Source organism: Arthrobacter gyeryongensis, assembly GCF_039543785.1.
GTDB lineage: Bacteria > Actinomycetota > Actinomycetes > Actinomycetales > Micrococcaceae > Arthrobacter > Arthrobacter gyeryongensis.
Genome location: NZ_BAABKK010000010.1, coordinates 134,432 through 157,583, shown reverse-complemented (window position 1 = coordinate 157,583; position 23,152 = coordinate 134,432). Strand labels below are relative to the sequence as shown.

Genomic DNA, 23,152 nt, shown 5'->3' with positions numbered 1-23,152 from the left:
GGAGGAATGCGGAATGGGATGGCTCATTTTTCTGGTTGTGGTTGTTGTGGTGGTAGCTGGCGTGATGTGGGGAAGGAAATATTTTCGCCGCGAGATCGAGCGCGCCAAGCGCATCAATCGGGCCAACAGGAAAGATTGATTTAGCACGATCGGTCCACAAAAGGGGCTCGAATCAGCTCCTGCGTGCCTTGCTCAAGGATTGGTACCAGTAGTACGAGTCTTTGGGGGTTCTTTCGAGGGTGTCGAAGTCAACGTGCACCAGCCCGAATCGCTGTGAATATCCGGCGGCCCATTCGAAGTTGTCCAGTAGCGTCCAGACGTAGTAGCCCAGAAGTTCGACGTCGTGGGCGATCCCGCCGGGGGCCGTGGCCCTCAAGGCCTGGTCAAGGTGCGAAGCAAGGTAGCTGATGCGATCGTCGTCGTGCACTGGACCCCGGGTATGATCCGGTTCCGGGAAGCTCGCGCCGCTCTCCGTGATGAACAGGGGAGGCAGCGCTGCCCCGTAGCGGTCTTTCAGCTCCCGCAGCAGGATTCCGAGGTGTTCGGGAGCTACAGGCCAACCAAATCCTGTCGTTTCGTATTCGGGGAAGGCCGCAAGGTGGAACGGAAGCTTGGCCATCATGTCCGGGGTGTTCCAGTGCGCGGTTCCGTCGGCGTGGCCCGAGGCCACCTTGATGGGGTAGTAGTAGTTCAAGCCGTAGAAATCCAAGGGCTGGTGGATGGTCTTGAGATCTTCGTCCCGGACTTTGCCCAAGGCCCGGAACCAGGGCCTGACCTGGAGTGGCGGTTTCGGGTACCGCCCCAGGAGGATGGGATCGGCATAGACCCGGTTGAAGATGAGGTCGAAGGCCTTGGCCATGAGACCGTCTGCAAGCCGCTTGCTTGCGGGCCGGACTGGCGAATGGACGTTGGCTACGCCGACAGTTCCCGCCACGCCGGCAGCGCGCAGGGCCTGGACAGCAAGGCCGTGCCCCAACAACTGATGGTGGGCAGCCGGCAAGGCATCGAAAAGCAACCGCCTGCCGGGAGCGTGGACACCGAGCGCATAACCTTGCAACGCGACCGAAACGGGTTCGTTCAGGGTGACCCATTGCGCCACGCGGTCACCGAAGCGGTGCGCGGCCGCAGCGGAGTATTCGGCGAACCGTTCCGCCGTCGCCCGGTTCAGCCAGCCGCCGTCGTGCTCTAACGGCAGGGGAGTATCCCAATGGAACAGGGTCACCATGGGCGAGACGCCGGCCTTCAGGAGCTTGTCGATCAGACGGTCATAGAAGTCCAGGCCCTGTTCGTTGATGGGGCCCTTGCCGCCGGGTTGGATCCGGGGCCAGGAGAGCGAGAACCGGTAGGAATCCACGCCCAGATCCTGCATGAGGGCAATGTCCTCGTCCGTCCGGTTGTAGTGGTCGCAGGCTACTGCGGGGGAGTGCCCGTCGACGATCGCGCCTGGTTTCTCGGCAAATGCATCCCAGCTTGACGGTCCACGCCCGTCCGCTGAGAGCGAGCCCTCGATCTGGAAGGCTGCCGCAGCGACGCCCAAGGTGAAGTCCGGCCGGATGCGGCCTGCAAGATCCCCCACCGTGGCAGAATCTTGGACAGTCATGACCCCATCATCCCGAGCGCAGGAGCCGATGGCAATGGTCCGCGAGGCCCGATTGGCTTATGCCGGGGAATTCCGGCATACTAGGTGAGTTGTTCAAGCGCTTCTTCGCGTCCCGATCCGGATAATGCCGGGTGTCAGGGTCCAAGCTGAAGCCCAAACATAACCCAGATCCCCAAAGGAAGTCGGACGCGTTTGCGTGGAAATCGCGACACGCCCGACCGCGGGGGTCGGTTACACCGGCAAGTTGAGGAACCCGGATCCCTCCGGATTCAGCTTGTGCGGCGGGTGGTAGTACTACTTCAAATGCTTCGGCAGCCACATACAACACGTAAGTGAACAGGGCAGCCTTTATTCGAGGGCAGCACAGACTGAAAGAGAGTCAGGCGACATGGCGGGACAAAAAATCCGCATCCGGCTGAAGTCATATGACCACGAGGTCATTGATGTTTCAGCGCGGAAGATCGTTGAGACGGTCACGCGCGCAGGCGCAACGGTAGTGGGCCCCGTGCCGCTGCCGACGGAGAAGAACATCTACTGCGTGATCCGCTCTCCCCACAAGTACAAGGACAGCCGTGAGCACTTTGAAATGCGTACTCACAAGCGTCTGATCGACATCATCGACCCCACGCCGAAGGCTGTTGACTCGCTTATGCGTCTCGACCTGCCGGCCGACGTGAACATCGAAATCAAGCTGTAGGGAGGTGCTGAGAAAACTATGACCGCAACCCGTAATGTAAAGGGCCTGCTGGGCACGAAGCTCGGCATGACCCAGGTCTGGGACGAGAACAACAAGCTCATCCCGGTAACTGTCGTCCAGGCTGACTCCAACGTCATCACCCAGCTGCGCAATGCAGAGACTGATGGCTATGTCGCCGTTCAGATCGGCTACGGCCAGATCGATCCCCGCAAGGTCACTAAGCCGCTGGCTGGTCACTTTGAAAAGGCTGGCGTAACTCCTCGCCGCCACGTCGTCGAACTGCGCACTGCAGACGCCGCGTCTTACGAACTGGGCCAGGAGCTTTCTGTTGAGCTCTTCGAAGCCGGTCAGAAGATCGACGTCGTCGGCACCAGCAAGGGTAAGGGCTTCGCCGGTGTTATGAAGCGTCACGGCTTCCACGGCGTTGGAGCCTCCCACGGTGCGCACAAGAACCACCGCAAGCCCGGTTCCATCGGTGGCGCATCCACCCCGAGCCGCGTCTTCAAGGGTCTGAAAATGGCCGGTCGCATGGGCGCAGAACGTCACACCACGCTGAACCTCACGGTTCACGCTGTTGACGCCGAGAAGTCGCTGCTCCTTATCAAGGGTGCCGTCCCCGGCGCCCGCGGCCAGGTCGTCCTCGTACGCACCGCCGTGAAGGGAGCCTAGTTAAATGACTAGCACTGTCAAGGTAGACCTGCCTGCAGAGATCTTCGACGTCCAGACCAACGTGCCGCTGTTGCACCAGGTCGTCGTCGCACAGCTCGCTGCTGCTCGCCAGGGTACCCACAAGACCAAGACCCGCGCCGAAGTTTCCGGTGCAGGCCGCAAGCCGTTCAAGCAGAAGGGTACCGGCCGCGCCCGTCAGGGTTCCATCCGTGCTCCTCACATGACCGGTGGTGGCGTTGTCCACGGCCCGACTCCGCGTGACTACAGCCAGCGGACCCCCAAGAAGATGAAGGCTGCCGCACTGCGTGGCGCCCTGTCCGACCGCGCCCGTAACGGCCGTATCCACGTCGTTGCTGAACTGGTCGCCGGCCCCAAGCCGTCCTCCAAGGAAGCACTGGCCGCGTTGCGTGCAGTTTCCGAGCGCCGGAACCTGCTCGTTGTTATCGAGCGCGCCAACGATGTTGCTGCACTTTCCGTGCGCAACCTCACGGATGTTCACGTTCTGTACGCAGACCAGCTGAACACCTACGACGTGCTGGTTTCCGACGACGTTGTCTTCACCAAGGCTGCGTTCGAGGCTTTCATCGCTGACAAGGCAAAGAACGAGGAGGATGCCAAGTGAGTGCAGCCACCATCAAAGACCCGCGCGACGTCGTCATTGCACCCGTCGTTTCGGAAAAGAGCTACGGCCTGATCGATGAGGGCAAGTACACCTTCCTGGTGGACCCCCGCTCGAACAAGACCGAGATCAAGCTGGCCGTGGAGAAGATTTTCTCCGTCAAGGTCGAATCGATCAACACCATCAACCGTGCCGGTAAGCGCAAGCGCACCAAATTCGGCTGGGGACAGCGCAAGAGCACCAAGCGTGCAATTGTCACCCTCAAAGAAGGCACAATCGACATCTTCGGCGGTCCGCTCGCGTAGCGGAGACCACTTTAACGAGGAAATGAATTATGGGAATCCGTAAATACAAGCCGACTACCCCGGGCCGTCGCGGCTCGAGCGTAGCCGACTTCTCCGAAATCACGCGATCGACTCCGGAAAAGTCGTTGCTGCGTCCGCTGCACAAGACTGGCGGCCGTAACAACACCGGTAAGATCACTACCCGTCACAAGGGTGGTGGCCACAAGCGCCAGTACCGTCTGATCGACTTCCGTCGCCACGACAAAGACGGCGTCAACGCCCGCGTTGCCGAAATCGAGTACGATCCGAACCGCACGGCTCGCATCGCCCTCCTGCACTACGTTGATGGCACCAAGCGTTACATCATCGCCCCGAACAAGCTGTCCCAGGGTGACTTCGTCGAGGCTGGCCCCGACGCTGACATCAAGCCGGGCAACAACCTGCCGCTGCGCAACATCCCGGTTGGTACCACCATCCACGCAGTTGAACTGCGTCCGGGTGGCGGCGCCAAGATGGCCCGTTCCGCAGGTGCTTCGGTTCAGCTCGTCGCCAAGGAAGGCCGTTTCGCCCAGCTGCGTCTGCCCTCCGGTGAAATCCGCAACGTTGACGTGCGCTGCCGCGCAACCGTCGGCGAGGTCGGCAACGCCGAGCAGTCGAACATCAACTGGGGTAAGGCCGGCCGTATGCGCTGGAAGGGCGTTCGCCCGACCGTCCGTGGTGTCGCCATGAACCCGGTCGATCACCCACACGGTGGTGGTGAAGGTAAGACTTCCGGTGGACGTCACCCGGTCAACCCGAACGGTAAGCGTGAAGGCCGCACCCGCCGCCCCAACAAAGAGAGCGACAAGCTTATTGTTCGTCGCCGCCGTACTGGCAAGAACAAGCGATAGGAGCCTGGACACATGCCACGCAGCCTGAAAAAAGGTCCTTTCGTAGACCAGCACCTCTTTGTGAAGGTCGCCAGGGAAAACGAAAAGGGCACCAAGAACGTCATCAAGACCTGGTCCCGCCGTTCGATGATCGTCCCGGACATGCTGGGTCACACGATTGCCGTTCACGACGGACGCAAGCACATTCCGGTGTTTGTCACTGAGTCGATGGTCGGGCACAAGCTCGGCGAATTCGCTCCCACGCGGACATTCCGCGGCCATGTCAAGGACGACCGTAAGGGCAAGCGCCGCTAAGGCGCTGGCTCTACGGCTAAGACGAGAGAAGGAAAGCAATGGAAGCCAAGGCTATTGCGCGTCACATCCGCGTAACGCCTATGAAGGCCCGGCGCGTCGTCAACCTTGTTCGTGGTAAGCAAGCGAATGAGGCTCTGGCAATTCTGAAGTTCGCCGAACAGGCAGCTTCGGAGCCGGTATTCAAGGTAGTTCAGTCGGCAATGGCAAACGCACGGGTTCTCGCGGACCGCGACGGCGTTGCCTTTGACGAGGGAGACCTCTACATCAGCGAAGCGTTTGTTGATGAAGGCCCGACCATGAAGCGGTTCCAGCCGCGTGCTCAGGGTCGCGCATTTCAAATCAAGAAGCGCACGAGCCACATCACCGTGGTAGTCGCTACCCCGGAGAAAGAGGAGGCTCGCTAAGTGGGACAGAAAGTAAACCCGCACGGGTTCCGACTCGGCATCACCACCGATCACGTATCGCACTGGTTTGCTGACAGCACCAAGGCTGGCCAGCGGTACAAGGACTTCGTTCGCGAAGACATCCGCATCCGCCAGCTCATGTCCACGGGCATGGAGCGCGCTGGTATCGCCAAGGTCGAAATCGAGCGCACCCGTGACCGTGTCCGCGTGGACATCCACACGGCTCGTCCGGGTATCGTCATCGGCCGCCGCGGCGCAGAAGCAGACCGCATTCGCGGCGAGCTCGAAAAGCTCACCGGCAAGCAGGTCCAGCTGAACATCCTCGAGGTCAAGAACCCCGAGATGGAAGCACAGCTTGTTGCCCAGGGCGTTGCTGAGCAGCTGACTTCCCGCGTGGCTTTCCGCCGTGCGATGAAGAAGGCCATGCAGTCCGCACAGCGTGCGGGTGCCAAGGGCATCCGTATCGCTTGCTCCGGTCGACTGGGTGGCGCAGAAATGTCCCGCTCGGAGTTCTACCGCGAAGGCCGTGTGCCCCTGCACACCCTGCGTGCGAACATCGACTACGGCTTCTACGAGGCCAAGACCACCTTCGGCCGCATCGGCGTGAAGGTCTGGATCTACAAGGGCGACGTCACCGCCAAGGAACTGGCTCAGCAGGCAGCTGCTGCTCCGTCCCGCGGCCGCGGTCCGAGCGACCGTCCGGGCCGCCCGGGTGGCGCAGACCGTGGTGACCGCCGTCGTCGTACCGACCGTCCGGCAGCTGACGCGGCACCTGTTGCTGCAGAGGCTCCGGCAGCTGAAGCTGCTGCTCCCGCAGCAGAAGGAGGACAGGCTTAAATGCTTATCCCACGTCGAGTCAAGCACCGTAAGCAGCACCACCCGGGTCGTTCCGGCGCTGCAACGGGCGGCACCAAGGTCACTTTCGGTGAATACGGCATCCAGGCGCTGAGCCCGGCCTACGTCACGAACCGTCAGATCGAGTCTGCCCGTATCGCGATGACCCGCCACATCAAGCGTGGCGGCAAGGTCTGGATCAACATTTATCCGGACCGCCCGCTGACGAAGAAGCCGGCCGAAACCCGCATGGGTTCCGGTAAGGGTTCTCCGGAATGGTGGGTCGCAAACGTCAAGCCGGGCCGCGTTCTCTTCGAGCTCGCCGGTGTCAATGAAGAGGTAGCTCGCGAGGCACTGCGCCTGGCAATCCACAAGCTGCCGTTGAAGGCACGCATTGTGCGTCGCGAAGGTGGTGAATAGAAATGGCAGTAGGGTCGAAGGATCTCGCACCCGCACAGCTGGACGGTTTCGACAACGAGCGTCTCGTTGAAGAACTCCGCAAGTCCAAGGAAGAGCTGTTCAACCTGCGTTTCCAGTCCGCCACCGGACAGCTGGAGAACCACGGTCGTCTGCGCGCGGTAAAGAAGGACATCGCACGCATCTACACCGTTCTCCGTGAGCGCGAGCTGGGCATTCGTGCCGAGGTTGCCGCACCGGTTGTGGAAGCCAAGGAAGAAAAGAAGTCCAAGAAGGCAGAAGCCAAGGCTGAAAAGGCCGAAGCCGAGGCTGGAGAGGACGCCAAGTGAGCGAACAGAAGGAAACTGTGACGGAAGCAGCAGCCAGCGCTGAACAGCGCGGTTACCGTAAGACGCGTCGCGGCTACGTTGTCTCTGACAAGATGGAAAAGACCATCGTTGTTCAGGTCGAAGACCGCGTGAAGCACGCTCTGTACGGCAAGGTCATTCGCCGCACCTCGAAGATCAAGGCTCACGACGAGCAGAACACCGCCGGCATCGGCGACCTCGTTCTGATCTCTGAGACCCGCCCGCTGTCCGCTACAAAGCGGTGGCGCCTGGTCGAGATCCTCGAAAAGGCTAAGTAATCCCGCGCCGGGCTTTGTCCGGCAGCGATATGGATTGGTAGGAAGGCCCGTATTCCGGAAGGAATGCGGGCCTTTCCGCGTTTCGGTCCTTAGCATAAAACGTGCTAGGATATTGAGTTTGTATGGCGCCAGTTGTGCGTCAACAACCACCTCGTAAACAATCGTGCCGCGGCATACTGCCCCGCGCAGTTATTTCCGCAAGGGAAGCTGATGCTGGCGGCACGGGAGTTTAGGCCTGCTCTGGCAAAATCCAGGCAGGTCAAGAGACACCCCGATCAACCGTTCCGCAAGGCTCATTCCGTATGCTCCATTTCGGTCTGAGAACCGGCGCGACGCAAGGAGTAAAAATTGATTCAGCAGGAGTCGCGACTGAAGGTCGCCGACAACACGGGTGCTAAGGAAATCCTTACCATTCGCGTTCTCGGTGGATCCGGCCGTCGCTACGCAGGCATTGGCGACGTCATTGTCGCAACCGTCAAGGACGCTATCCCGGGCGGCAACGTAAAGAAGGGTGACGTCGTCAAGGCTGTCATCGTTCGTACCAAGAAGGAACGCCGCCGTGCGGATGGTTCCTACATCAAGTTTGACGAGAACGCAGCTGTGATTCTGAAGAACGACGGCGACCCCCGCGGTACCCGTATCTTCGGCCCGGTTGGTCGTGAACTCCGTGACAAGAAGTTCATGAAGATCGTTTCGCTGGCTCCGGAGGTGCTGTAACCCATGGGTGCAAAGATCAAGAAGGGTGACCTCGTCCAGGTCATCACCGGCGCCAAGCAGGAACGTGGCGGCGACCGTGGCAAGCAGGGCAAGGTTCTTCGCGTGTTCACCGAGACCAACCGCGTCCTGGTAGAAGGCATCAACCGCGTCACCAAGCACACCAAGGTCGGTCAGTCGCAGCGCGGCACCAAGACCGGTGGCATCGAGGTCGTTGAGGCCCCGATCCACGTCTCCAACGTTGCGCTTGTTGACCCCTCGACCAAGAAGCCGACCCGCGTTGGTTTCCGTCTCGAGACCGTTGAGAAGGACGGCGTCTCCAAGGCCGTCCGTGTCCGCGTGTCCAAGGCATCCGGGAAGGACATCTAATGACTGAGACTCTCGAGACTCCAGCGAAGATCGTTCCGCGTCTGAAGACGAAGTACGCCGATTCCATCAAGCAGACCCTGGTTGAGGAATTCAAGTACGAGAACGTGAACCAGGTTCCCCGCCTGGTGAAGGTTGTTGTGAACATGGGTGTTGGAGATGCCGCCAAGGACTCCAAGCTGATCGACGGCGCTGTCCGCGACCTCACCCTGATCACCGGCCAGAAGCCGCAGGTAACCAAGGCCCGCAAGTCCATCGCACAGTTCAAGCTGCGCGAAGGCATGCCCATCGGTGCACACGCAACTCTGCGTGGGGACCGTATGTGGGAATTCGTGGACCGCCTCGTGACCCTCGCCCTGCCCCGTATCCGCGACTTCCGCGGCCTCAACGGCAAGCAGTTCGACGGCAACGGCAACTACACCTTCGGTCTGACCGAACAGGTTATGTTCCACGAAATCGACCAGGACTCCATCGACCGCGTTCGCGGTATGGACATCACGGTTGTCACCACTGCAAAGACCGATGACGAAGGCCGTGCGCTGCTCAAGGCACTTGGCTTCCCGTTCAAATCCGAAGACTAATAACTACGTAGTAGGTCCGGCCGCGGCTGCTTTGCAGCCAACGCGGAAACCATTACGAGGAAGGGCAAGAGCCCACAATGACTATGACAGATCCTGTCGCAGACATGCTTACGCGTCTGCGCAACGCCAACTCGGCATACCACGACACCGTGAGCATGCCGTACAGCAAGCTCAAGGCACGCGTTGCCGACATCCTGAAGGCAGAAGGCTACATTGCTGCCTGGAAGGAAGAGGAAGCCGAGGTCGGCAAGAAGCTGACCATCGACCTCAAGTTCGGTCCGAACCGCGAGCGTTCGATCGCTGGTGTCCGCCGCATTTCCAAGCCTGGTCTCCGCGTTTACGCGAAGTCCACCAACCTGCCTCACGTGCTGGGTGGCCTGGGTATCGCAATCCTGTCCACCTCTTCCGGCCTCCTGACTGACAAGCAGGCCGGCAAGAAGGGCGTGGGCGGCGAAGTCCTCGCGTACGTCTGGTAACGGGAAAGGAAGAGAATAATGTCACGTATTGGACGTCTCCCCATCACCGTTCCTGCCGGCGTTGAAGTTAAGGTTGATGGCTCTGTCATCAACGTCAAGGGCACCAAAGGCGAGCTGAGCCACACTGTAGCCAGCCCGATCGAGGTCACCCTGGACGAAAGCACCTTGACTGTCAGCCGCCCGAACGACGAGCGCACTTCGCGTTCCCTGCACGGCCTGACCCGCACCCTGATCGCCAACATGATCGAGGGCGTCACCAAGGGCTACGAAAAGAAGCTTGAAATCGTTGGTACCGGTTACCGCGTTCAGGCCAAGGGTTCTGACCTTGAGTTCGCTCTCGGCTTCAGCCACCCGGTCAATGTCTCCGCTCCCGAAGGCATCACCTTCACGGTGGAGGGGCCGACCAAGCTCTCCGTCGCTGGTATCTCCAAGCAGCAGGTCGGCGAGGTTGCTGCCAACATTCGCAAGCTGCGCAAGCCCGACCCCTACAAGGGCAAGGGTGTCCGTTACGCCGGCGAAGTTATCCGCCGCAAGGTCGGAAAGGCTGGTAAGTAAACCATGGCCATCGCAATTAACAAGAAGCGGTCGAACAAGAGCAAGTCTGCTGCACGCAGCCGTCGCCAGCTTCGTATCCGCAAGCGCATCACCGGTACGGCTGCTCGTCCTCGTCTGGTCGTCAACCGCTCCGCACGCCACATCTTCGTCCAGGTTGTCGATGACAGCAAGGGTGTAACCGTGGCTTACGCTTCCACTTTGGAAGCTGACCTTCGTGCATTCGACGGCGACAAGACTGCCAAGGCCAAGCGCGTCGGCGAGCTCGTTGCCGGGCGTGCCAAGGCTGCAGGTATCGAAGCTGTTGTCTTCGACCGCGGTGGTAACAAGTACCACGGCCGGATCGCCGCCGTCGCTGACGGCGCACGTGAAGGTGGGCTGGCACTGTGACCGTTGAGAATAACGAAAAGGACATTCAGGTGACTGAAGCTGCAGCTGCTGAGGCAACTGAGACTGCTGCTGCCACCGACGACCGCCGCGGCGGCCGTCGTGGCGAGCGTGGTGACCGTGGCCAGGGCCGCGGCGACCGTGGTGGCCGTGGTGGCCGCGACGGCGGTCGCGAGGCCGAGAAGAGCCAGTTCGTAGAGCGCGTTGTAACCATCAACCGTGTTGCCAAGGTCGTCAAGGGTGGTCGTCGCTTCAGCTTCACCGCCCTCGTCGTCGTCGGTGACGGCAACGGCCTGGTTGGCGTTGGCTACGGCAAGGCCAAGGAAGTTCCGGCAGCTATCGCAAAGGGCGTTGAAGAGGCTAAGAAGTCCTTCTTCCGCGTTCCCCGCGTTGGCAGCACCATCCCGCACCGCGTGCAGGGTGAGGCCGCAGCAGGCGTTGTCATGCTGCGTCCGGCTTCCCCGGGTACCGGTGTTATCGCTGGTGGTCCGGTCCGCGCGGTACTGGAATGCGTCGGTATCCACGACGTTCTCTCCAAGTCGCTCGGTTCCTCGAACGCCATCAACATCGTTCACGCGACTGTTGACGCCCTGAAGCGACTGGAAGAGCCCGCTTCCGTGGCAGCCCGCCGTGGCCTGCCGCTGGACGAGGTTGCTCCTGCTGCTCTGGTGCGCGCACTCCAGAACCAGAAGGCAGGTGTCTAGTCATGGCTAAGAACCTGACTCCCTCCGACGCTCAGTTGGAGATCACCCAGATCAAGGGCGTCATCGGCGCCAAGCAGAACCAGCGTGAGACCCTGCGGTCCCTCGGCCTCAAGCGCATCGGACACACTGTTGTCCGTACCGCTGATGCCGTAACCGTTGGCATGCTCAACACGGTTCCGCACCTCGTGAATGTAGAGGAGGCGAAGTAATGGCTGAGAACAAGGCTGCCGATAAGGCAGAGAACGTGGCTGCCGACAATCAGAACACTCTGAAGGTCCACCACCTGCGTCCCGCCCCCGGTGCCAAGACTGCCAAGACCCGTGTTGGTCGTGGTGAAGGCTCCAAGGGTAAGACCGCTGGTCGCGGTACCAAGGGTACGAAGGCCCGCTACCAGGTCAAGGCTGGCTTTGCCGGCGGCCAGTTGCCGCTGCACATGCGCCTGCCGAAGCTTCGCGGCTTCAAGAACCCGTTCCGGGTTGAGTTCCAGGTTGTAAACCTGGACAAGCTCAACGAGCTGTTCCCGGAAGGTGGCGCTGTCACCGTCGAGTCCCTGGTTGAGAAGGGTGCCGTTCGCAAGAACCAGCCCGTCAAGGTGCTGGGCACCGGCGACATCACCGTCAAGGTTGACGTCACCGCCCACGCTTTCTCCTCCAGCGCAGCTGAGAAGATCGCAGCAGCAGGCGGAACCACCACTGCCCTCTAAAGGGCTCTGGGGCTATCGCCCGCTGTGAAAAGACTCCCGGTGTGGAGGGCTTCGGCCCCTCGCGCCGGGAGTTTTTTCATATGGCGCACACCCCTCGATTGTTCGCATGGCGCATCAAACCGTTAGACTCGGGTGTTGGGTTTCAATGACCCCTTTCGACACCCTTGGACTTTTAACTCAGGAGGACGCTTGCTAAGCGCATTCGGCCGGGCATTTCGTACGCCTGATCTGCGACGCAAGTTGTTGTTCACGCTGGGAATCATCACAATCTTCCGCTTGGGAGCTTTTATCCCCTCGCCTGGTGTGAGCTACCAAAATGTTCAGCAATGTTTGTCAAGCAATCAGGACCAGGGCGGCCTCTACCAGCTCGTCAACCTGTTCAGCGGTGGTGCACTGCTGCAGGTTTCGATCTTTGCCCTGGGGATCATGCCGTACATCACGGCCAGCATCATCGTGCAGCTGCTCCGCGTGGTCATTCCGCGGTTCCAGGAGCTGTATGACGAAGGCGCCTCGGGCCAGTCGAAGCTGACGCAGTACACGCGTTATCTGACCATTGCGCTGGGCCTGCTGAACGCCACCACATTGGTGTCCCTGGCACGCTCCGGGCAGCTGCTGCCCAACTGCCAGCTGCCGATCATCCCCGACACGAGCATCATCGCCACGATTCTTGTCGTCATCACCTTGACGGCCGGTACGGGCCTCATCATGTGGATGGGCGAACTCGTTACCGAGAAGGGCGTGGGCAACGGCATGTCGTTGCTCATCTTCACCTCCATCGCAGCCGGCTTCCCGACTTCGCTTGGTGCCATCTGGAACTCCAAGGGACCGGGCACCTTCTTCACGGTGTTGGCAATCGGCCTCGTGACGGTCGCACTCGTAGTCTTCGTGGAGCAGTCCCAGCGGCGCATTCCGGTCCAATACGCCAAGCGTATGATCGGCCGGCGCACCGTGGGCGGCACCAGCACCTACATCCCCATCAAAGTGAACATGGCCGGCGTCGTGCCCGTCATCTTTGCTTCCTCCATGCTCTACCTGCCCGGGCTGATTGCACAGTTCAACCAGCCCAAGGCCGGAGAGTCCATCGCCCCGTGGGTTGAGTGGATCAACAACAACCTCACCAAGGGCGACCACCCCATCTACATGGCGTTGTACTTCGTCATGATTGTGTTCTTCACCTACTTCTACGTCGCGATCACCTTCAACCCTGAAGAGGTCTCGGACAACATGAAGAAGTACGGCGGGTTCATTCCGGGCATCCGGGCGGGTAAACCGACCGCGGACTACCTGCAGTACGTGCTTTCCAGGATCACCCTCCCCGGCGCCTTTTACCTGGGCTTCGTGGCGTTGATTCCGTTGGTCGCACTCGTCCTGATCGGCGCCAACCAGAACTTCCCGTTCGGTGGCACGTCAATTCTGATCATGGTGGGTGTGGGCCTGGAAACCGTCAAGCAGATTGATGCGCAGCTACAACAACGTCACTACGAAGGGCTTTTGCGATGACGAGAATGCTGATCATTGGACCCCCGGGTTCGGGCAAGGGAACCCAGGCTGAGCGGATTTCCGGGCGCTTGGGCGTAGTCCCCATTTCCACGGGCGACATCTTCCGTGCAAACGTCAAGGGCGAAACCCCGCTGGGTATCGAAGCCAAGAAGTACATGGACGCCGGCGACTTCGTTCCGGACAGCGTGACCAACAAGATGGTCCGTGACCGCCTGAGCGAGAGCGACGTCGAGAACGGCTTCCTGCTTGACGGATACCCGCGCACCACCGCCCAGGTGGAATACCTGGACCAGATCCTCGCCGACACGGAAGAGAAGCTCGACGTCGTGCTTCAGCTGACGGCCGACGACGAGGAACTGGTTTCACGCTTGCTGGGCCGCGCCAAGGAGACCGGGCGCTCGGATGACAACGAAGGTGTCATCCGCCACCGCCTGGACCTCTACCACCAGCAGACCGAGGCCGTCGTGGCCAAGTATGCCGAACGCGGCATCCTGACCCAGGTCGATGGCATTGGCGGCATCGACGAGGTCACGGACCGCGTCCTGTTGGCCATCGAGGCAGCCAAGGCAGTCTAGTCGCCGCACGACTGTTGAAAAGGGTGTGTCCCGCGCTGGAGTGAACTGCTCCCCACGCTGGACACGCCCTTTTCTGTTCCCCTTATGGGGGCGGGACCCGGGACCGCTCCCGGGCGTCCGCGGCTCCGGTTTCGGGCACTACCGCCGATGCGGGAAAATAAGAGATCTGAGGGTGGTCTGGTTCCGCAGCCCACCACAAGCAGCACACGACAAGAGGAGACCATGGCGTTCGGCCAGCCCCGCATCGAATACAAGACCAATGAGCAAATGCGCAAGATGCAGGAGGCCGGATTGGTCCTCAGCAGAGCGCTCGACGCAGCCGTTGACGCTGCGAAACCCGGCGTCACCACGCGTGAGATCGACGCAGTGTTCGCCGCGGTCCTCATCGACGCTGGAGCGAAGTCGAACTTCCTCGGGTACCACGGCTTCCCGGCCACCATCTGCGCATCCGTCAACGAGGAAGTGGTCCACGGCATCCCCGGCGACCGGGTCCTCCAGGACGGGGACATCATTTCGATTGATGGCGGAGCGATCGTTGACGGTTGGCACTCCGACTCCGCACGCACCGTGATAGTCGGAACGGCAGATCCTGAAGACCAACGGCTCTCGGATGTCACCCAGGCCGCCATGTGGCGTGGAATCGCTGCTTTGGCGAAGGGCAAGTTCGTGGGCGACATCGGCAACGCCGTGGATGACTACGTCTCCTCCGTACCGGGGAAACCGCTCGGCATCCTGGAGGACTACGTCGGCCACGGCATCGGCTCCGAGATGCACATGGCCCCGGATGTGTTGAATTACCGCACCACGCACCGCGGCCCGAAGATCAGGCCGGGACTGTGCCTTGCGATTGAACCCATGCTCGTCCGCGGCAGCATTGAAACAGCAACCCTCGACGACGACTGGACCGTGGTGACCACTGACGGCAAGCGTTCGTCCCAGTGGGAGCACTCGGTTGCCGTCCACGAAAAGGGCATCTGGGTGCTTTCCGCGCCCGACGGCGGTGCAGAGCAGCTGGCGCCGCTCGGCGTCGTGCCCGTTCCGATTCCCTGACGCCCAAGCCTGGAACCGATACGGAAAATCCCTGGCGACTCCGGAATTCGGGTGTCGCCAGGGATTCTGCGTATCGGGGAAGTTTGGCTAGCTCTTGAGCTTGGGCTTCACGTCCTTGGTGTAAATGCCATCGAGGGTTGTCTTGAGGTCCGTCATGGTGGCCTTCACGTCGCCCTGCTGGGTGAGGATCTTCGCGGCGGCCTTGGCCATCTCCTGATCGGCACCGGGCAGGAACACGCGGGCGTTGTCCTGCACCTTGGTCACGGCGAGCTGGTCCATGGCCGTCTTGATCTGGGGAGTCTTTGCGAGGACTGCCGTCATGTCCGCGGAGACGCGCGTGGGCATGTAGCCGGTCGCAGCCGAGAATGCCGCGGTGTTCTCCGGCTCGGTCATGAATTTCAGGAAGGTGGCAGCCGCGAGCTGGACTTCCTTGCTCACACCGCTGGGAATCCCGAGTCCGGCGCCGCCGGTGGGGCAGACGTTGGTCTCGGCCTTGGGGCCGCCCGGCAGGAAGCCGACGCCGACGTTGAACTTGGCGGACTTCAGCACGCCCAGCAGGTCCCCGGTGGAGGAGATCGTGGTGGACGTGATGCCCGCGGAGAAGTCGTCCGCGGCGTTCTTGGAGGAAACGCCGGCCCACTTGTCCTTGTAGATGGAGTCCTGGGCCCACTGTAGGGCAGTGACGGACTCGGTGGAATCGCAGTTGAAGGTCCAGCCGTTGGACCAGCTGCCGCCCCAGCCCCACAGGTTGTTCTGCAGGGTCCATCCGGCGTATCCGGCAAGGGCCGGGTAGATGTAGGCGTACTTCGCTCCCGAGCTGGCTTGGAGCTTGGGGGCCCACTCGGCGAACTCCTGCCAGGTCTTGGGTGCCCGGTCCGGAAGGCCGGCGGCCTTGAAGTGGTCCTTGTTGTAGTAGAAGAGCGGGGTGGAGCGGCCGTAGGGGAGCGCCCACTGCTTGTTGGCGTATTGGTAGTCCGCTACGAGGGACTTCTGGAAGTCGTCAATTTTGAAGTCCAGCTGCTTGATGAGCCCGTCCAACGGAATGATGTTGCCGTTGGTGTAGTAGCGGAACCACCAGACATCGGAGAGCACGACGAGGCCGGGGAGGGCCGACTTCGCGGCCTGCGAGGTCTGGAACTTCTGCGCGATTTCCTCGTAGTTGGCGCCTGCCGTCACGAGGTTCACCTTGATGTCCGGGAACTTCGCCTGGAACTTGTCGATGATGGATTGCTCGACGGCCTGGGACTGCCCAGGGTGGCTGGTCCAAAAGTCGAACGAGCCGGCCGGCTTGACTCCGGTGAAGTCGATGTCCGAAGGGCTGCTGCTCGCTGCGCTGCCGCTGGTCGACGGACCGCCGCATGCTGCCAGGGCGGCGGCGCCGACTCCAAGTCCGGCGAGCCCCAGGAAGTTTCTACGATCAAGATTCATTGCCATGGTTGGTCCTCTCAAGGATGCAAAGGTAGTGATGGGGTTGTGTGGAAGGTGCGGTGTTGCTAACCAGTGACGCTGCCCTGGGTGAGCCCGGCGACGATGTAGCGTTGCAACGCGGCGAAGACCAGGAGGATGGGGATGATCACCAGGACGGCCCCGGCCATCAAGATCCCCCAGCCGGCGCCGTTTCCTTCGGAGTTCTGAAGCAGGGTCAGTCCAACGGGGAGGGTCATGGTTTCCGGCCGGTCCGTGATGATCAGCGGCCAGATGTAGTCGTTCCATTCGCTGACCACGGTGACGAGGGCGACGGTGGCGATGGAGGGGAGCGACACGGGGGCGACGACTTGCCATAGCCTGCGCCAATGGCCCGCGCCGTCGATTTCCGCGGCTTCGAGGATGGACCCCGGAAGCGTCTTGAAATGCTGGCGGAGCAGGAAGGTTCCGAAGGCGGTGCCGAGTCCCGGAAGAATGATCCCCCACAGAGTGTTCTTCCCGCCGATTCCTGCGATGAGGATGTAGTTGGGGAGGATCGACACCTGCGGCGGCACCATCAGGGCCACGAGGATCACGACGAAGATGACGTTCTTGAACGGGAAACGGACAAAGACCAGGGCGTACGCCGTCAGGATGGCGAGGATCACCTTCACCGTGGAACCGACCACGGTGACGATCAGGCTGTTCAGGAAGAACCGCGCGAACGGCACTGTGGTCATGGCCGTGTGGTAGTTCTCCAGGCTCAAGCCCTGCGGCAGGATCTTGAGGTCCGTGGTGACGATCTCGCCGGGCTGCTTGAAGGAACTCAGCAACATCCACAACAGCGGCAGGACCACCACAAGGGTGGCTACGATCAGCGGGATGTAGCCTCCGGCCAGTGTCTGGACGAGGTTTGCGCGGGAGAACGGCTTGTCACGCCGCGCTGGGAGCTCCGGACCGCCGTCGGGAGCTTCAAGGGTTCCGACGCCGCTTGCGGGGTTGGGGCTGACGGGAGAGAGCGTGCTCATGAGTAGTGCACCTTCCGTTCGACGAACCGCAACTGGAGCACGGTGATGATGAGCAAGATGGCGAAGAGCACTACCGAGATGGCGGCCGAGTAGCCGGCGCGGTTGTAGGCTCCGAAGGCCTGGAGATAGGCCTCGTAGATCAGCGTGCTGGTGCCGTTGCCCAGCGGCGTCATGATGCGGATCAGGTCGAAGGCCTGCAGCGAGCTGATCATCGTGGTGATCAGCAGGAAGAACGTGGTGGGGGAGAGCAGCGGAACGGAGATGCTCATGAAGCGGCGGAAGCCGTTGGCGCCGTCCAGGGAGGCTGCCTCCATGACGTCCTTCGGGAGCGACTGGAGTCCGGCGAGGTACACCACGGCGCAGTAGCCCAGGTTCTTCCAGACGTAGACGATGATGACCATCACGAGGGAGAGCTGCGGATCGTTGATCCACTGGGGACTTTGCTGGCCGATGCCCCGGAGCAGCCAGGACAGCACGCCGTATCCGGGGTCGAAGATGAACAACCATACGAGGCCGACTCCTACGCCGCTCAGGACGTAGGGGGCGAAGACGGCTGAGCGCGCAAAGGTGGTGCCGCGGACCTTCGCGTTCAGGGCCAGGGCCACCAAGAGGCCCAGCACCATGGAACCGCCCACGGTGACCACGGTGAAGATGAGCGTGGTGCCGAGCACTTGCGGGGCGTCGGAGCTGGTGAAGAAGTTGACGTAGTTGTCGAAGCCCACGACGGTGGCCGAGGTGGAGCCCAAGGTCCAGTCAAGGGTCGAGTAATACATGTTGTTGATCAACGGCAGATACGTGAACACCGCGATCAGCGCCAAGTTCGGCAAGGCCAGTGCCAGGAACACAAAGAAGTCGCGTCGGGTTCGGCCGGACCAGCGTTCCCGGCGCTGAGGGGCCGGGACAGCCTGCGCGGTGTCCGCGGGGCTGCCTGTCAGTTGTCTTGTCATGGGAGGTCTCTAACGGTTCGCAGATATCGGGGCGCGCCGGACCCGAACTGTTGGGTCAAGGGGGCGGCTAGTTTTACCTCACCACACGGGAGCACCTGTCAAGTCAAAAAAAGGGCTGTTCGCGGGATTGTTGGACAAGCCTTTTGCGCTTGTTCACTCGATGTTTCGTGGCGGATGGGGCCGTGTTTACATTCGAGGCACGACTACCGTTTGTGTTCGGAAGGACCCCGGCGTGCTCGCGAAATCCTGGGCGCGCCCAAGTAGCTCGCAGTTGTTGTCGTTATGGCGGCTGATAACGACAACAACTGTCAGCCAGTTGGGTGGCGGGGAGCAGAATAGGCACATGACTTCGAAGATCACTGATGTGCCAGGAATCCGGGTGGGACATGTCCAGCGGATCGGCGATGGCTGGCTGAGCGGGGTGACCGTTGTCCTTCCGCCGCCCGGGACGGTGGGATCGGTGGACGTGCGAGGCGGCGGCCCCGGCACGCACGAGACGGACGCGCTCGACCCCACCACCCTGGTGCCCACGGTCGACGCCGTCGTGCTCACCGGCGGGAGTGCCTTCGGTTTGGTCACGGCCCACGGTGCCCAGCGATGGTGCGAGGAGCAAGCTCGCGGTTTCGCCGTACCCGGGGGAGTGGTGCCGATCGTTCCGGGCGCCGCGATCTTCGATTTGGGTCGCGGCGGTGACTTCGCCGCCCGACCCGACGAAGCCATGGGATACGAAGCGGCCGGTGCGGCTGCCGCCTCGAGCGAGCACGCCGACGTCGGACGCGGAAACATCGGCGCCGGTACCGGTGCAGTGATTGGGCGCGGCGCGTTCAAGGGGGGAGTGGGCACCTCGTCGATCACCCTGGACAGCGGCGTGGTGGTGGGCGCGCTCGCAGTGGTCAACGCGTTGGGGATGCCTTTCGGCACATCGTCCCCGCGGATCGAATCCGGCACCTCCGAACCGGTGGGGCCTCCGGCGCTGAACACCACGCTCGTCGTCGTCGCGACCAATGCGGTCCTCGACCCCGCCGAATGCAAGCGCACCGCGAGTGCGGCACACGCCGGCCTCGCCCGGGCGCTGAGTCCTTCCCATACCCTCGCCGACGGCGACACCGTGTTCGCGCTGGCGACCGGCGCCGTCGGGCTTGACCGCAGTTCGGAACAAGCAAGGCAGGTTTCGCTCATTACCCTGCAAAGCGCGGCGGCGGACGCCGTCCGCTTGGCTGTCCTTGACGGTGTCGCGGCCGCGGAATCCATCACGACAGCGGCAGGCACCTTCCCTGCCTACGGCGAGGTTTAGCGGGATCCAAGGGGGCTCCGCGGTCCTCGGAAGCGTGACACGGTGCCGGTCTCTGCGCTAGCATGGGCGGATTTAACTTTCGTGCCATCTTGGCGTAGAGTTGTTTGTTGGTTGTCTCCACAGCCACGCCCATTTAACAGGTCGCGAGTCCTGCTTCGTGGAGTGGCAAGAGCCGGACGGCCAAACAAACAAAAAACGTCCGCAGATTTTCCGGTGCCTAACCGGAGGGCTGCGGCAAACAACAGTTAGCGGAGGATATGGCCAAGAAGGACGGGGTCATTGAGATCGAGGGCGTTGTGACTGAGGCGCTGCCCAACGCGATGTTTCGCGTTGAGCTCACCAACAAGCACATAGTTCTTGCACATATCTCGGGGAAGATGCGACAGCACTACATCAGGATTCTCCCTGAGGACCGCGTAGTGGTTGAGCTAAGCCCTTACGACCTCACACGTGGTCGCATCGTCTACCGCTACAAGTAATTGCTGGGCGGCAGCCTTGGGAAACCGGGGTAGTTGCCGCAACAGCTGACCAACTGCAACACGCAAAGGAACGCCATGAAGGTCAAGCCGAGCGTTAAGCAGATCTGCGACAAGTGCAAAGTGATCCGCCGTAATGGCCGGGTCATGGTGATCTGCGAGAACCCGCGCCACAAGCAGCGCCAGGGCTAATTCCCCGCGGGGGAACTAGCGCCCGCGAGGGCAACCTGGGTTGCTAACCCACGCAAGTAAATAAAGGCAGCACAAGCTGAATCGGGACGTATTAGAGCCTGGACAGCTAACCCCCGGTCGGAGGCTGGGGCCGCACTGAAAGTGCGGGTGTACTGCCTACGACCTCCGGTTTATTCAAGGAGTACTGCCACTATGGCTCGTCTCGCTGGCGTAGACATTCCCCGCGAAAAGCGGTTGGAAATTGCGCTTACTTACATCTACGGCGTGGGCAAGACCCGTGCACACGAAACCCTGGCTGCCACCGGCATCAGCGCTGACGTTCGGGTCAAGGACCTGACTGACGCCGAGCTGGTCCAGCTGCGTGACTACATTGAAGGCAACTACAAGGTTGAGGGTGACCTTCGCCGCGAAGTAGCAGCAGATATCCGCCGCAAGGTTGAAATCGGCAGCTACGAAGGCCTGCGTCACCGCAAGGGCCTGCCCGTACGCGGTCAGCGTACGAAGACCAACGCTCGTACCCGCAAGGGCCCGAAGCGTACCGTCGCCGGCAAGAAGAAGGCCGGCCGCTAGTCCCCATTTGCCCCCTAAAATCGCTTCGCGATTTCAGGGAACCCGGCAAATGTGGGCCCAAGCCGCTGGCTTTCCCCCAAATAACTTTCTGTAGGAGAAATAATGCCCCCGAAGACTCGTGGCGCGGTTCGCAAGCCGCGTAAGAAGGACAAGAAGAATATCGCGCTTGGCCAGGCGCACATCAAGAGCACCTTTAACAACACCATCGTGTCCATCACGGACCCGAACGGTGCTGTAATCTCCTGGGCTTCCGCCGGTGAGGTTGGATTCAAGGGCTCCCGCAAGTCCACCCCGTTCGCCGCCCAGATGGCTGCCGAGGCCGCTGCAAAGCGCGCCCAGGAGCACGGTCTGCGCAAGGTTGACGTGTTTGTCAAGGGACCGGGATCCGGACGCGAGACCGCAATCCGTTCGCTGCAGGCCGCTGGCCTCGAGGTTGGCTCCATCCAGGACGTCACCCCCAGCGCCCACAACGGTTGCCGCCCGCCGAAGCGCCGCCGCGTCTAATTGGATTCTTGGCTTTGCCGGCCGGGCCTGCCACGGAACAGCTTGACTGCTCCGTGGGGCCCGGCCGGCAAAGCCGGAACCAAGCCGATTTCCACCACCTGTGTTGCGTCATATAGCGGATGCTCGCCGAAAGGAAACCTAAGTGCTTATTGCACAGCGCCCCACTCTGTCTGAAGAAGTAGTCTCCGAGAACCGCTCGCGTTTCATCATTGAACCGCTGGAACCGGGCTTCGGTTACACCCTCGGAAACTCCCTCCGCCGTACCCTGCTCTCTTCCATCCCCGGTGCTGCTGTAACCAGCATCCGGATCGATGGCGTGCTGCACGAGTTCACCACGGTTCCGGGTGTTAAGGAAGATGTCACTGAGATCATCCTGAACATCAAGAACCTCTCCGTGTCCTCCGAGCACGATGAGCCGGTTGTTGCATACCTGCGCAAGCAGGGCCCCGGAGTCGTCACGGCCGCGGACATCGCTCCGCCGGCCGGCGTCGAATTCCACAACCCGGATCTGCACATTGCCACGCTGAACTCGAAGGGCAAGTTCGAACTCGAACTGACCATCGAACGCGGCCGCGGCTACGTTTCGGCAGCTCAGAACAAGTCCGGCGACTCCGAGATCGGCCGTATTCCGGTCGACTCGATTTACTCGCCGGTCTTGAAGGTTACCTTCCGCGTGGAAGCTACCCGTGTTGAGCAGCGCACTGACTTCGACAAGCTGATTGTCGACGTCGAGACCAAGCAGGCTATCGCCCCGCGCGACGCCGTTGCTTCGGCAGGCACCACCCTGGTGGAACTGTTCGGTCTTGCACGTGAGCTGAACACCGCAGCTGAAGGTATCGAGATTGGCCCGTCGCCGACGGATGCTGCCTTGGCAGCTGACATGGCACTGCCGATCGAGGATCTGGACCTCACCGTCCGTTCCTACAACTGCCTCAAGCGTGAGGGCATCCACACCGTGGGTGAACTCGTTGCCCGCTCCGAGGCTGACCTGATGGACATCCGTAACTTCGGTGCGAAGTCCATCGATGAGGTCAAGGCAAAGCTGGTTGAACTGGGTCTGTCCCTCAAGGACTCGCCTCCCGGTTTCGATCTTGCAGCCCGCGCCGCAGCCATCGAAGAGGACGACGCCGCGTTCAGCGACGACGAGCTCTAACAAGCAGATCTTGGCCACCGAGTCCACGTTCGGACCCGGACGGCCTTCATTACAGGAGAAATTACTATGCCTACCCCCACTAAGGGTCCGCGCCTCGGAGGCGGTCCGGCTCACGAGCGCCTGATGCTCGCGAACCTGGCAGCAGCCTTGTTCGAGCACAAGCGCATCACCACGACGGTCACCAAGGCCAAGCGCCTGAAGCCGTACGCAGAGCGCCTCGTGACCTTCGCCAAGCGCGGCGACCTTTCCTCCCGCCGTCGCGTGCTCGGCCTGATCAGCGACAAGGGCATCGTCCACGAGCTGTTCACCGACATCGCCGGCGCCGTTGCCAACCGCGATGGTGGCTACACCCGTATCACCAAGATCGGCAACCGCAAGGGCGACAACGCTCCCATGGCTGTCATCGAGCTGGTTCTTGAGCCGGTTTCCCCGAAGCAGGCTGTAGTTGCCGAGGCAACTGCTGCTGCCAAGAAGGACGCTGAGAAGGCTGCTCCGGCTGCCGAAGAGACCGCTCCGGTTGCCGAGGAAGAGGTCGTTGAGACCGAAGCCCCGGAGACCGAAGCCGAGGCTCCCGAAGCTGAAGCTGCTGAAACCGAAGAGGCTCCGGCCGCTGAGGAAAAGAAGTAATTCACTGAATTCTTCA

The 23,152-nt window shown here is 61.5% G+C and carries 35 protein-coding genes; 31 read left to right on the top strand and 4 right to left on the bottom strand.

What is annotated here, in order from left to right:
* Positions 1-13 precede the first annotated feature (13 nt).
* Entirely contained in the window at positions 14-139 is a 126-nt protein-coding gene (locus ABEA18_RS07490) for a hypothetical protein (RefSeq protein ID WP_272909588.1), read from the top strand.
* Between the two features lie 33 nt (positions 140-172).
* Here the strand turns inward: ABEA18_RS07490 and ABEA18_RS07485 are convergent, their stop codons facing one another.
* Positions 173-1,600 carry a GH1 family beta-glucosidase gene (locus ABEA18_RS07485; RefSeq protein WP_345448634.1) on the bottom strand — a complete coding sequence of 476 codons (1,428 nt, stop codon included), beginning with the start codon at positions 1,598-1,600 and terminating at the stop codon, positions 173-175.
* A gap of 388 nt (positions 1,601-1,988) precedes the next feature.
* Between ABEA18_RS07485 and rpsJ the strand changes: the two genes are divergently transcribed.
* The 23 genes from rpsJ (at position 1,989) to map (ending at position 14,941) form a co-directional block, all read left to right on the top strand.
* Positions 1,989-2,297: a 30S ribosomal protein S10 gene (gene rpsJ, locus ABEA18_RS07480; RefSeq protein ID WP_038464699.1), complete on the top strand. Its 309-nt coding sequence runs from the start codon at positions 1,989-1,991 to the stop codon at positions 2,295-2,297.
* Between the two features lie 18 nt (positions 2,298-2,315).
* A complete protein-coding gene (gene rplC, locus ABEA18_RS07475; protein ID WP_059387360.1) occupies positions 2,316-2,966 on the top strand; it encodes a 50S ribosomal protein L3 in 651 nt (216 codons plus the stop codon).
* A gap of 4 nt (positions 2,967-2,970) precedes the next feature.
* Positions 2,971-3,588 (top strand): 50S ribosomal protein L4, encoded by a 618-nt coding sequence (gene rplD, locus ABEA18_RS07470; RefSeq protein WP_234749056.1) that lies wholly within the window; start codon positions 2,971-2,973, stop codon positions 3,586-3,588.
* On the top strand, positions 3,585-3,890 hold the full coding sequence (gene rplW / locus ABEA18_RS07465; RefSeq protein ID WP_059387362.1) for a 50S ribosomal protein L23: 306 nt from the start codon (positions 3,585-3,587) through the stop codon (positions 3,888-3,890). The genes rplD and rplW overlap by 4 nt, the downstream gene beginning before the upstream one ends.
* Before the next feature lie 29 nt (positions 3,891-3,919).
* A complete protein-coding gene (gene rplB / locus ABEA18_RS07460) occupies positions 3,920-4,759 on the top strand; it encodes a 50S ribosomal protein L2 (protein ID WP_028265104.1) in 840 nt (279 codons plus the stop codon).
* Between the two features lie 12 nt (positions 4,760-4,771).
* Positions 4,772-5,053 (top strand): 30S ribosomal protein S19, encoded by a 282-nt coding sequence (gene rpsS, locus ABEA18_RS07455; RefSeq protein ID WP_018773666.1) that lies wholly within the window; start codon positions 4,772-4,774, stop codon positions 5,051-5,053.
* 38 nt (positions 5,054-5,091) lie between these two features.
* Positions 5,092-5,457, top strand: a complete 366-nt coding sequence (gene rplV, locus ABEA18_RS07450; RefSeq protein ID WP_028265103.1) for a 50S ribosomal protein L22 — start codon at positions 5,092-5,094, stop codon at positions 5,455-5,457.
* Positions 5,458-6,294 carry a 30S ribosomal protein S3 gene (rpsC, locus tag ABEA18_RS07445; protein ID WP_028265102.1) on the top strand — a complete coding sequence of 279 codons (837 nt, stop codon included), beginning with the start codon at positions 5,458-5,460 and terminating at the stop codon, positions 6,292-6,294.
* Positions 6,295-6,711, top strand: a complete 417-nt coding sequence (gene rplP / locus ABEA18_RS07440; RefSeq protein WP_028265101.1) for a 50S ribosomal protein L16 — start codon at positions 6,295-6,297, stop codon at positions 6,709-6,711.
* Between the two features lie 2 nt (positions 6,712-6,713).
* Positions 6,714-7,037 carry a 50S ribosomal protein L29 gene (gene rpmC / locus ABEA18_RS07435; RefSeq protein ID WP_059387364.1) on the top strand — a complete coding sequence of 108 codons (324 nt, stop codon included), beginning with the start codon at positions 6,714-6,716 and terminating at the stop codon, positions 7,035-7,037.
* The gene (rpsQ, locus tag ABEA18_RS07430; protein WP_059387365.1) at positions 7,034-7,333 is read left to right on the top strand and encodes a 30S ribosomal protein S17; all 300 of its coding nucleotides are present in this window, start codon (positions 7,034-7,036) and stop codon (positions 7,331-7,333) included. Before rpmC ends, rpsQ begins: the two co-directional genes overlap by 4 nt.
* Before the next feature lie 348 nt (positions 7,334-7,681).
* Positions 7,682-8,050: a 50S ribosomal protein L14 gene (rplN, locus tag ABEA18_RS07425; RefSeq protein WP_003803789.1), complete on the top strand. Its 369-nt coding sequence runs from the start codon at positions 7,682-7,684 to the stop codon at positions 8,048-8,050.
* A 3-nt stretch (positions 8,051-8,053) separates the two neighbouring features.
* The gene (gene rplX, locus ABEA18_RS07420) at positions 8,054-8,416 is read left to right on the top strand and encodes a 50S ribosomal protein L24 (protein WP_236812278.1); all 363 of its coding nucleotides are present in this window, start codon (positions 8,054-8,056) and stop codon (positions 8,414-8,416) included.
* Positions 8,416-8,994 (top strand): 50S ribosomal protein L5, encoded by a 579-nt coding sequence (gene rplE, locus ABEA18_RS07415; RefSeq protein WP_059387367.1) that lies wholly within the window; start codon positions 8,416-8,418, stop codon positions 8,992-8,994. Before rplX ends, rplE begins: the two co-directional genes overlap by 1 nt.
* A gap of 77 nt (positions 8,995-9,071) precedes the next feature.
* Positions 9,072-9,470 carry a 30S ribosomal protein S8 gene (rpsH, locus tag ABEA18_RS07410; RefSeq protein WP_028265096.1) on the top strand — a complete coding sequence of 133 codons (399 nt, stop codon included), beginning with the start codon at positions 9,072-9,074 and terminating at the stop codon, positions 9,468-9,470.
* An 18-nt stretch (positions 9,471-9,488) separates the two neighbouring features.
* Positions 9,489-10,025, top strand: a complete 537-nt coding sequence (rplF, locus tag ABEA18_RS07405; RefSeq protein WP_345448632.1) for a 50S ribosomal protein L6 — start codon at positions 9,489-9,491, stop codon at positions 10,023-10,025.
* 3 nt (positions 10,026-10,028) lie between these two features.
* Positions 10,029-10,412: a 50S ribosomal protein L18 gene (gene rplR, locus ABEA18_RS07400; RefSeq protein ID WP_234749066.1), complete on the top strand. Its 384-nt coding sequence runs from the start codon at positions 10,029-10,031 to the stop codon at positions 10,410-10,412.
* A gap of 29 nt (positions 10,413-10,441) precedes the next feature.
* Positions 10,442-11,113, top strand: coding sequence for a 30S ribosomal protein S5 (gene rpsE, locus ABEA18_RS07395; RefSeq protein ID WP_028265093.1), 672 nt, complete (start codon positions 10,442-10,444; stop codon positions 11,111-11,113).
* 2 nt (positions 11,114-11,115) lie between these two features.
* Positions 11,116-11,322, top strand: a complete 207-nt coding sequence (rpmD, locus tag ABEA18_RS07390; protein WP_059387371.1) for a 50S ribosomal protein L30 — start codon at positions 11,116-11,118, stop codon at positions 11,320-11,322.
* Positions 11,322-11,816, top strand: a complete 495-nt coding sequence (gene rplO / locus ABEA18_RS07385) for a 50S ribosomal protein L15 (protein WP_345448631.1) — start codon at positions 11,322-11,324, stop codon at positions 11,814-11,816. The genes rpmD and rplO overlap by 1 nt, the downstream gene beginning before the upstream one ends.
* 189 nt (positions 11,817-12,005) lie before the next feature.
* Positions 12,006-13,316, top strand: coding sequence for a preprotein translocase subunit SecY (gene secY / locus ABEA18_RS07380; protein ID WP_236812275.1), 1,311 nt, complete (start codon positions 12,006-12,008; stop codon positions 13,314-13,316).
* 5 nt (positions 13,317-13,321) lie between these two features.
* On the top strand, positions 13,322-13,891 hold the full coding sequence (locus tag ABEA18_RS07375; protein ID WP_345448630.1) for an adenylate kinase: 570 nt from the start codon (positions 13,322-13,324) through the stop codon (positions 13,889-13,891).
* 222 nt (positions 13,892-14,113) lie between these two features.
* Positions 14,114-14,941, top strand: a complete 828-nt coding sequence (gene map / locus ABEA18_RS07370) for a type I methionyl aminopeptidase (protein ID WP_345448629.1) — start codon at positions 14,114-14,116, stop codon at positions 14,939-14,941.
* Between the two features lie 87 nt (positions 14,942-15,028).
* Here the strand turns inward: map and ABEA18_RS07365 are convergent, their stop codons facing one another.
* Genes ABEA18_RS07365 through ABEA18_RS07355 form a run of 3 tightly spaced genes read right to left on the bottom strand, consistent with a single transcriptional unit; the run spans position 15,029 to position 18,320 of the window.
* Positions 15,029-16,375: an ABC transporter substrate-binding protein gene (locus tag ABEA18_RS07365; protein WP_345448628.1), complete on the bottom strand. Its 1,347-nt coding sequence runs from the start codon at positions 16,373-16,375 to the stop codon at positions 15,029-15,031.
* A gap of 59 nt (positions 16,376-16,434) precedes the next feature.
* On the bottom strand, positions 16,435-17,373 hold the full coding sequence (locus ABEA18_RS07360; RefSeq protein ID WP_345448627.1) for a carbohydrate ABC transporter permease: 939 nt from the start codon (positions 17,371-17,373) through the stop codon (positions 16,435-16,437).
* The gene (locus ABEA18_RS07355; protein WP_345448626.1) at positions 17,370-18,320 is read right to left on the bottom strand and encodes a carbohydrate ABC transporter permease; all 951 of its coding nucleotides are present in this window, start codon (positions 18,318-18,320) and stop codon (positions 17,370-17,372) included. The genes ABEA18_RS07360 and ABEA18_RS07355 overlap by 4 nt, the downstream gene beginning before the upstream one ends.
* A gap of 343 nt (positions 18,321-18,663) precedes the next feature.
* Between ABEA18_RS07355 and ABEA18_RS07350 the strand changes: the two genes are divergently transcribed.
* From ABEA18_RS07350 to rplQ, 7 genes are all read left to right on the top strand, one after another.
* Positions 18,664-19,614, top strand: coding sequence for a P1 family peptidase (locus ABEA18_RS07350; RefSeq protein WP_345448625.1), 951 nt, complete (start codon positions 18,664-18,666; stop codon positions 19,612-19,614).
* A gap of 257 nt (positions 19,615-19,871) precedes the next feature.
* Complete coding sequence (infA, locus tag ABEA18_RS07345) at positions 19,872-20,093, top strand: translation initiation factor IF-1 (RefSeq protein WP_009358723.1); 222 nt, start codon at positions 19,872-19,874, stop codon at positions 20,091-20,093.
* Positions 20,094-20,168: 75 nt separating this feature from the next.
* Positions 20,169-20,282 carry a 50S ribosomal protein L36 gene (rpmJ, locus tag ABEA18_RS07340; RefSeq protein ID WP_011775570.1) on the top strand — a complete coding sequence of 38 codons (114 nt, stop codon included), beginning with the start codon at positions 20,169-20,171 and terminating at the stop codon, positions 20,280-20,282.
* Positions 20,283-20,474: 192 nt separating this feature from the next.
* The gene (gene rpsM, locus ABEA18_RS07335) at positions 20,475-20,852 is read left to right on the top strand and encodes a 30S ribosomal protein S13 (RefSeq protein WP_011775569.1); all 378 of its coding nucleotides are present in this window, start codon (positions 20,475-20,477) and stop codon (positions 20,850-20,852) included.
* 102 nt (positions 20,853-20,954) lie between these two features.
* Positions 20,955-21,356: a 30S ribosomal protein S11 gene (gene rpsK / locus ABEA18_RS07330; protein ID WP_028265083.1), complete on the top strand. Its 402-nt coding sequence runs from the start codon at positions 20,955-20,957 to the stop codon at positions 21,354-21,356.
* A 142-nt stretch (positions 21,357-21,498) separates the two neighbouring features.
* The gene (locus tag ABEA18_RS07325) at positions 21,499-22,509 is read left to right on the top strand and encodes a DNA-directed RNA polymerase subunit alpha (protein WP_011692778.1); all 1,011 of its coding nucleotides are present in this window, start codon (positions 21,499-21,501) and stop codon (positions 22,507-22,509) included.
* 66 nt (positions 22,510-22,575) lie between these two features.
* Positions 22,576-23,136, top strand: a complete 561-nt coding sequence (gene rplQ / locus ABEA18_RS07320) for a 50S ribosomal protein L17 (protein ID WP_345448624.1) — start codon at positions 22,576-22,578, stop codon at positions 23,134-23,136.
* Positions 23,137-23,152: the final 16 nt, after the last annotated feature.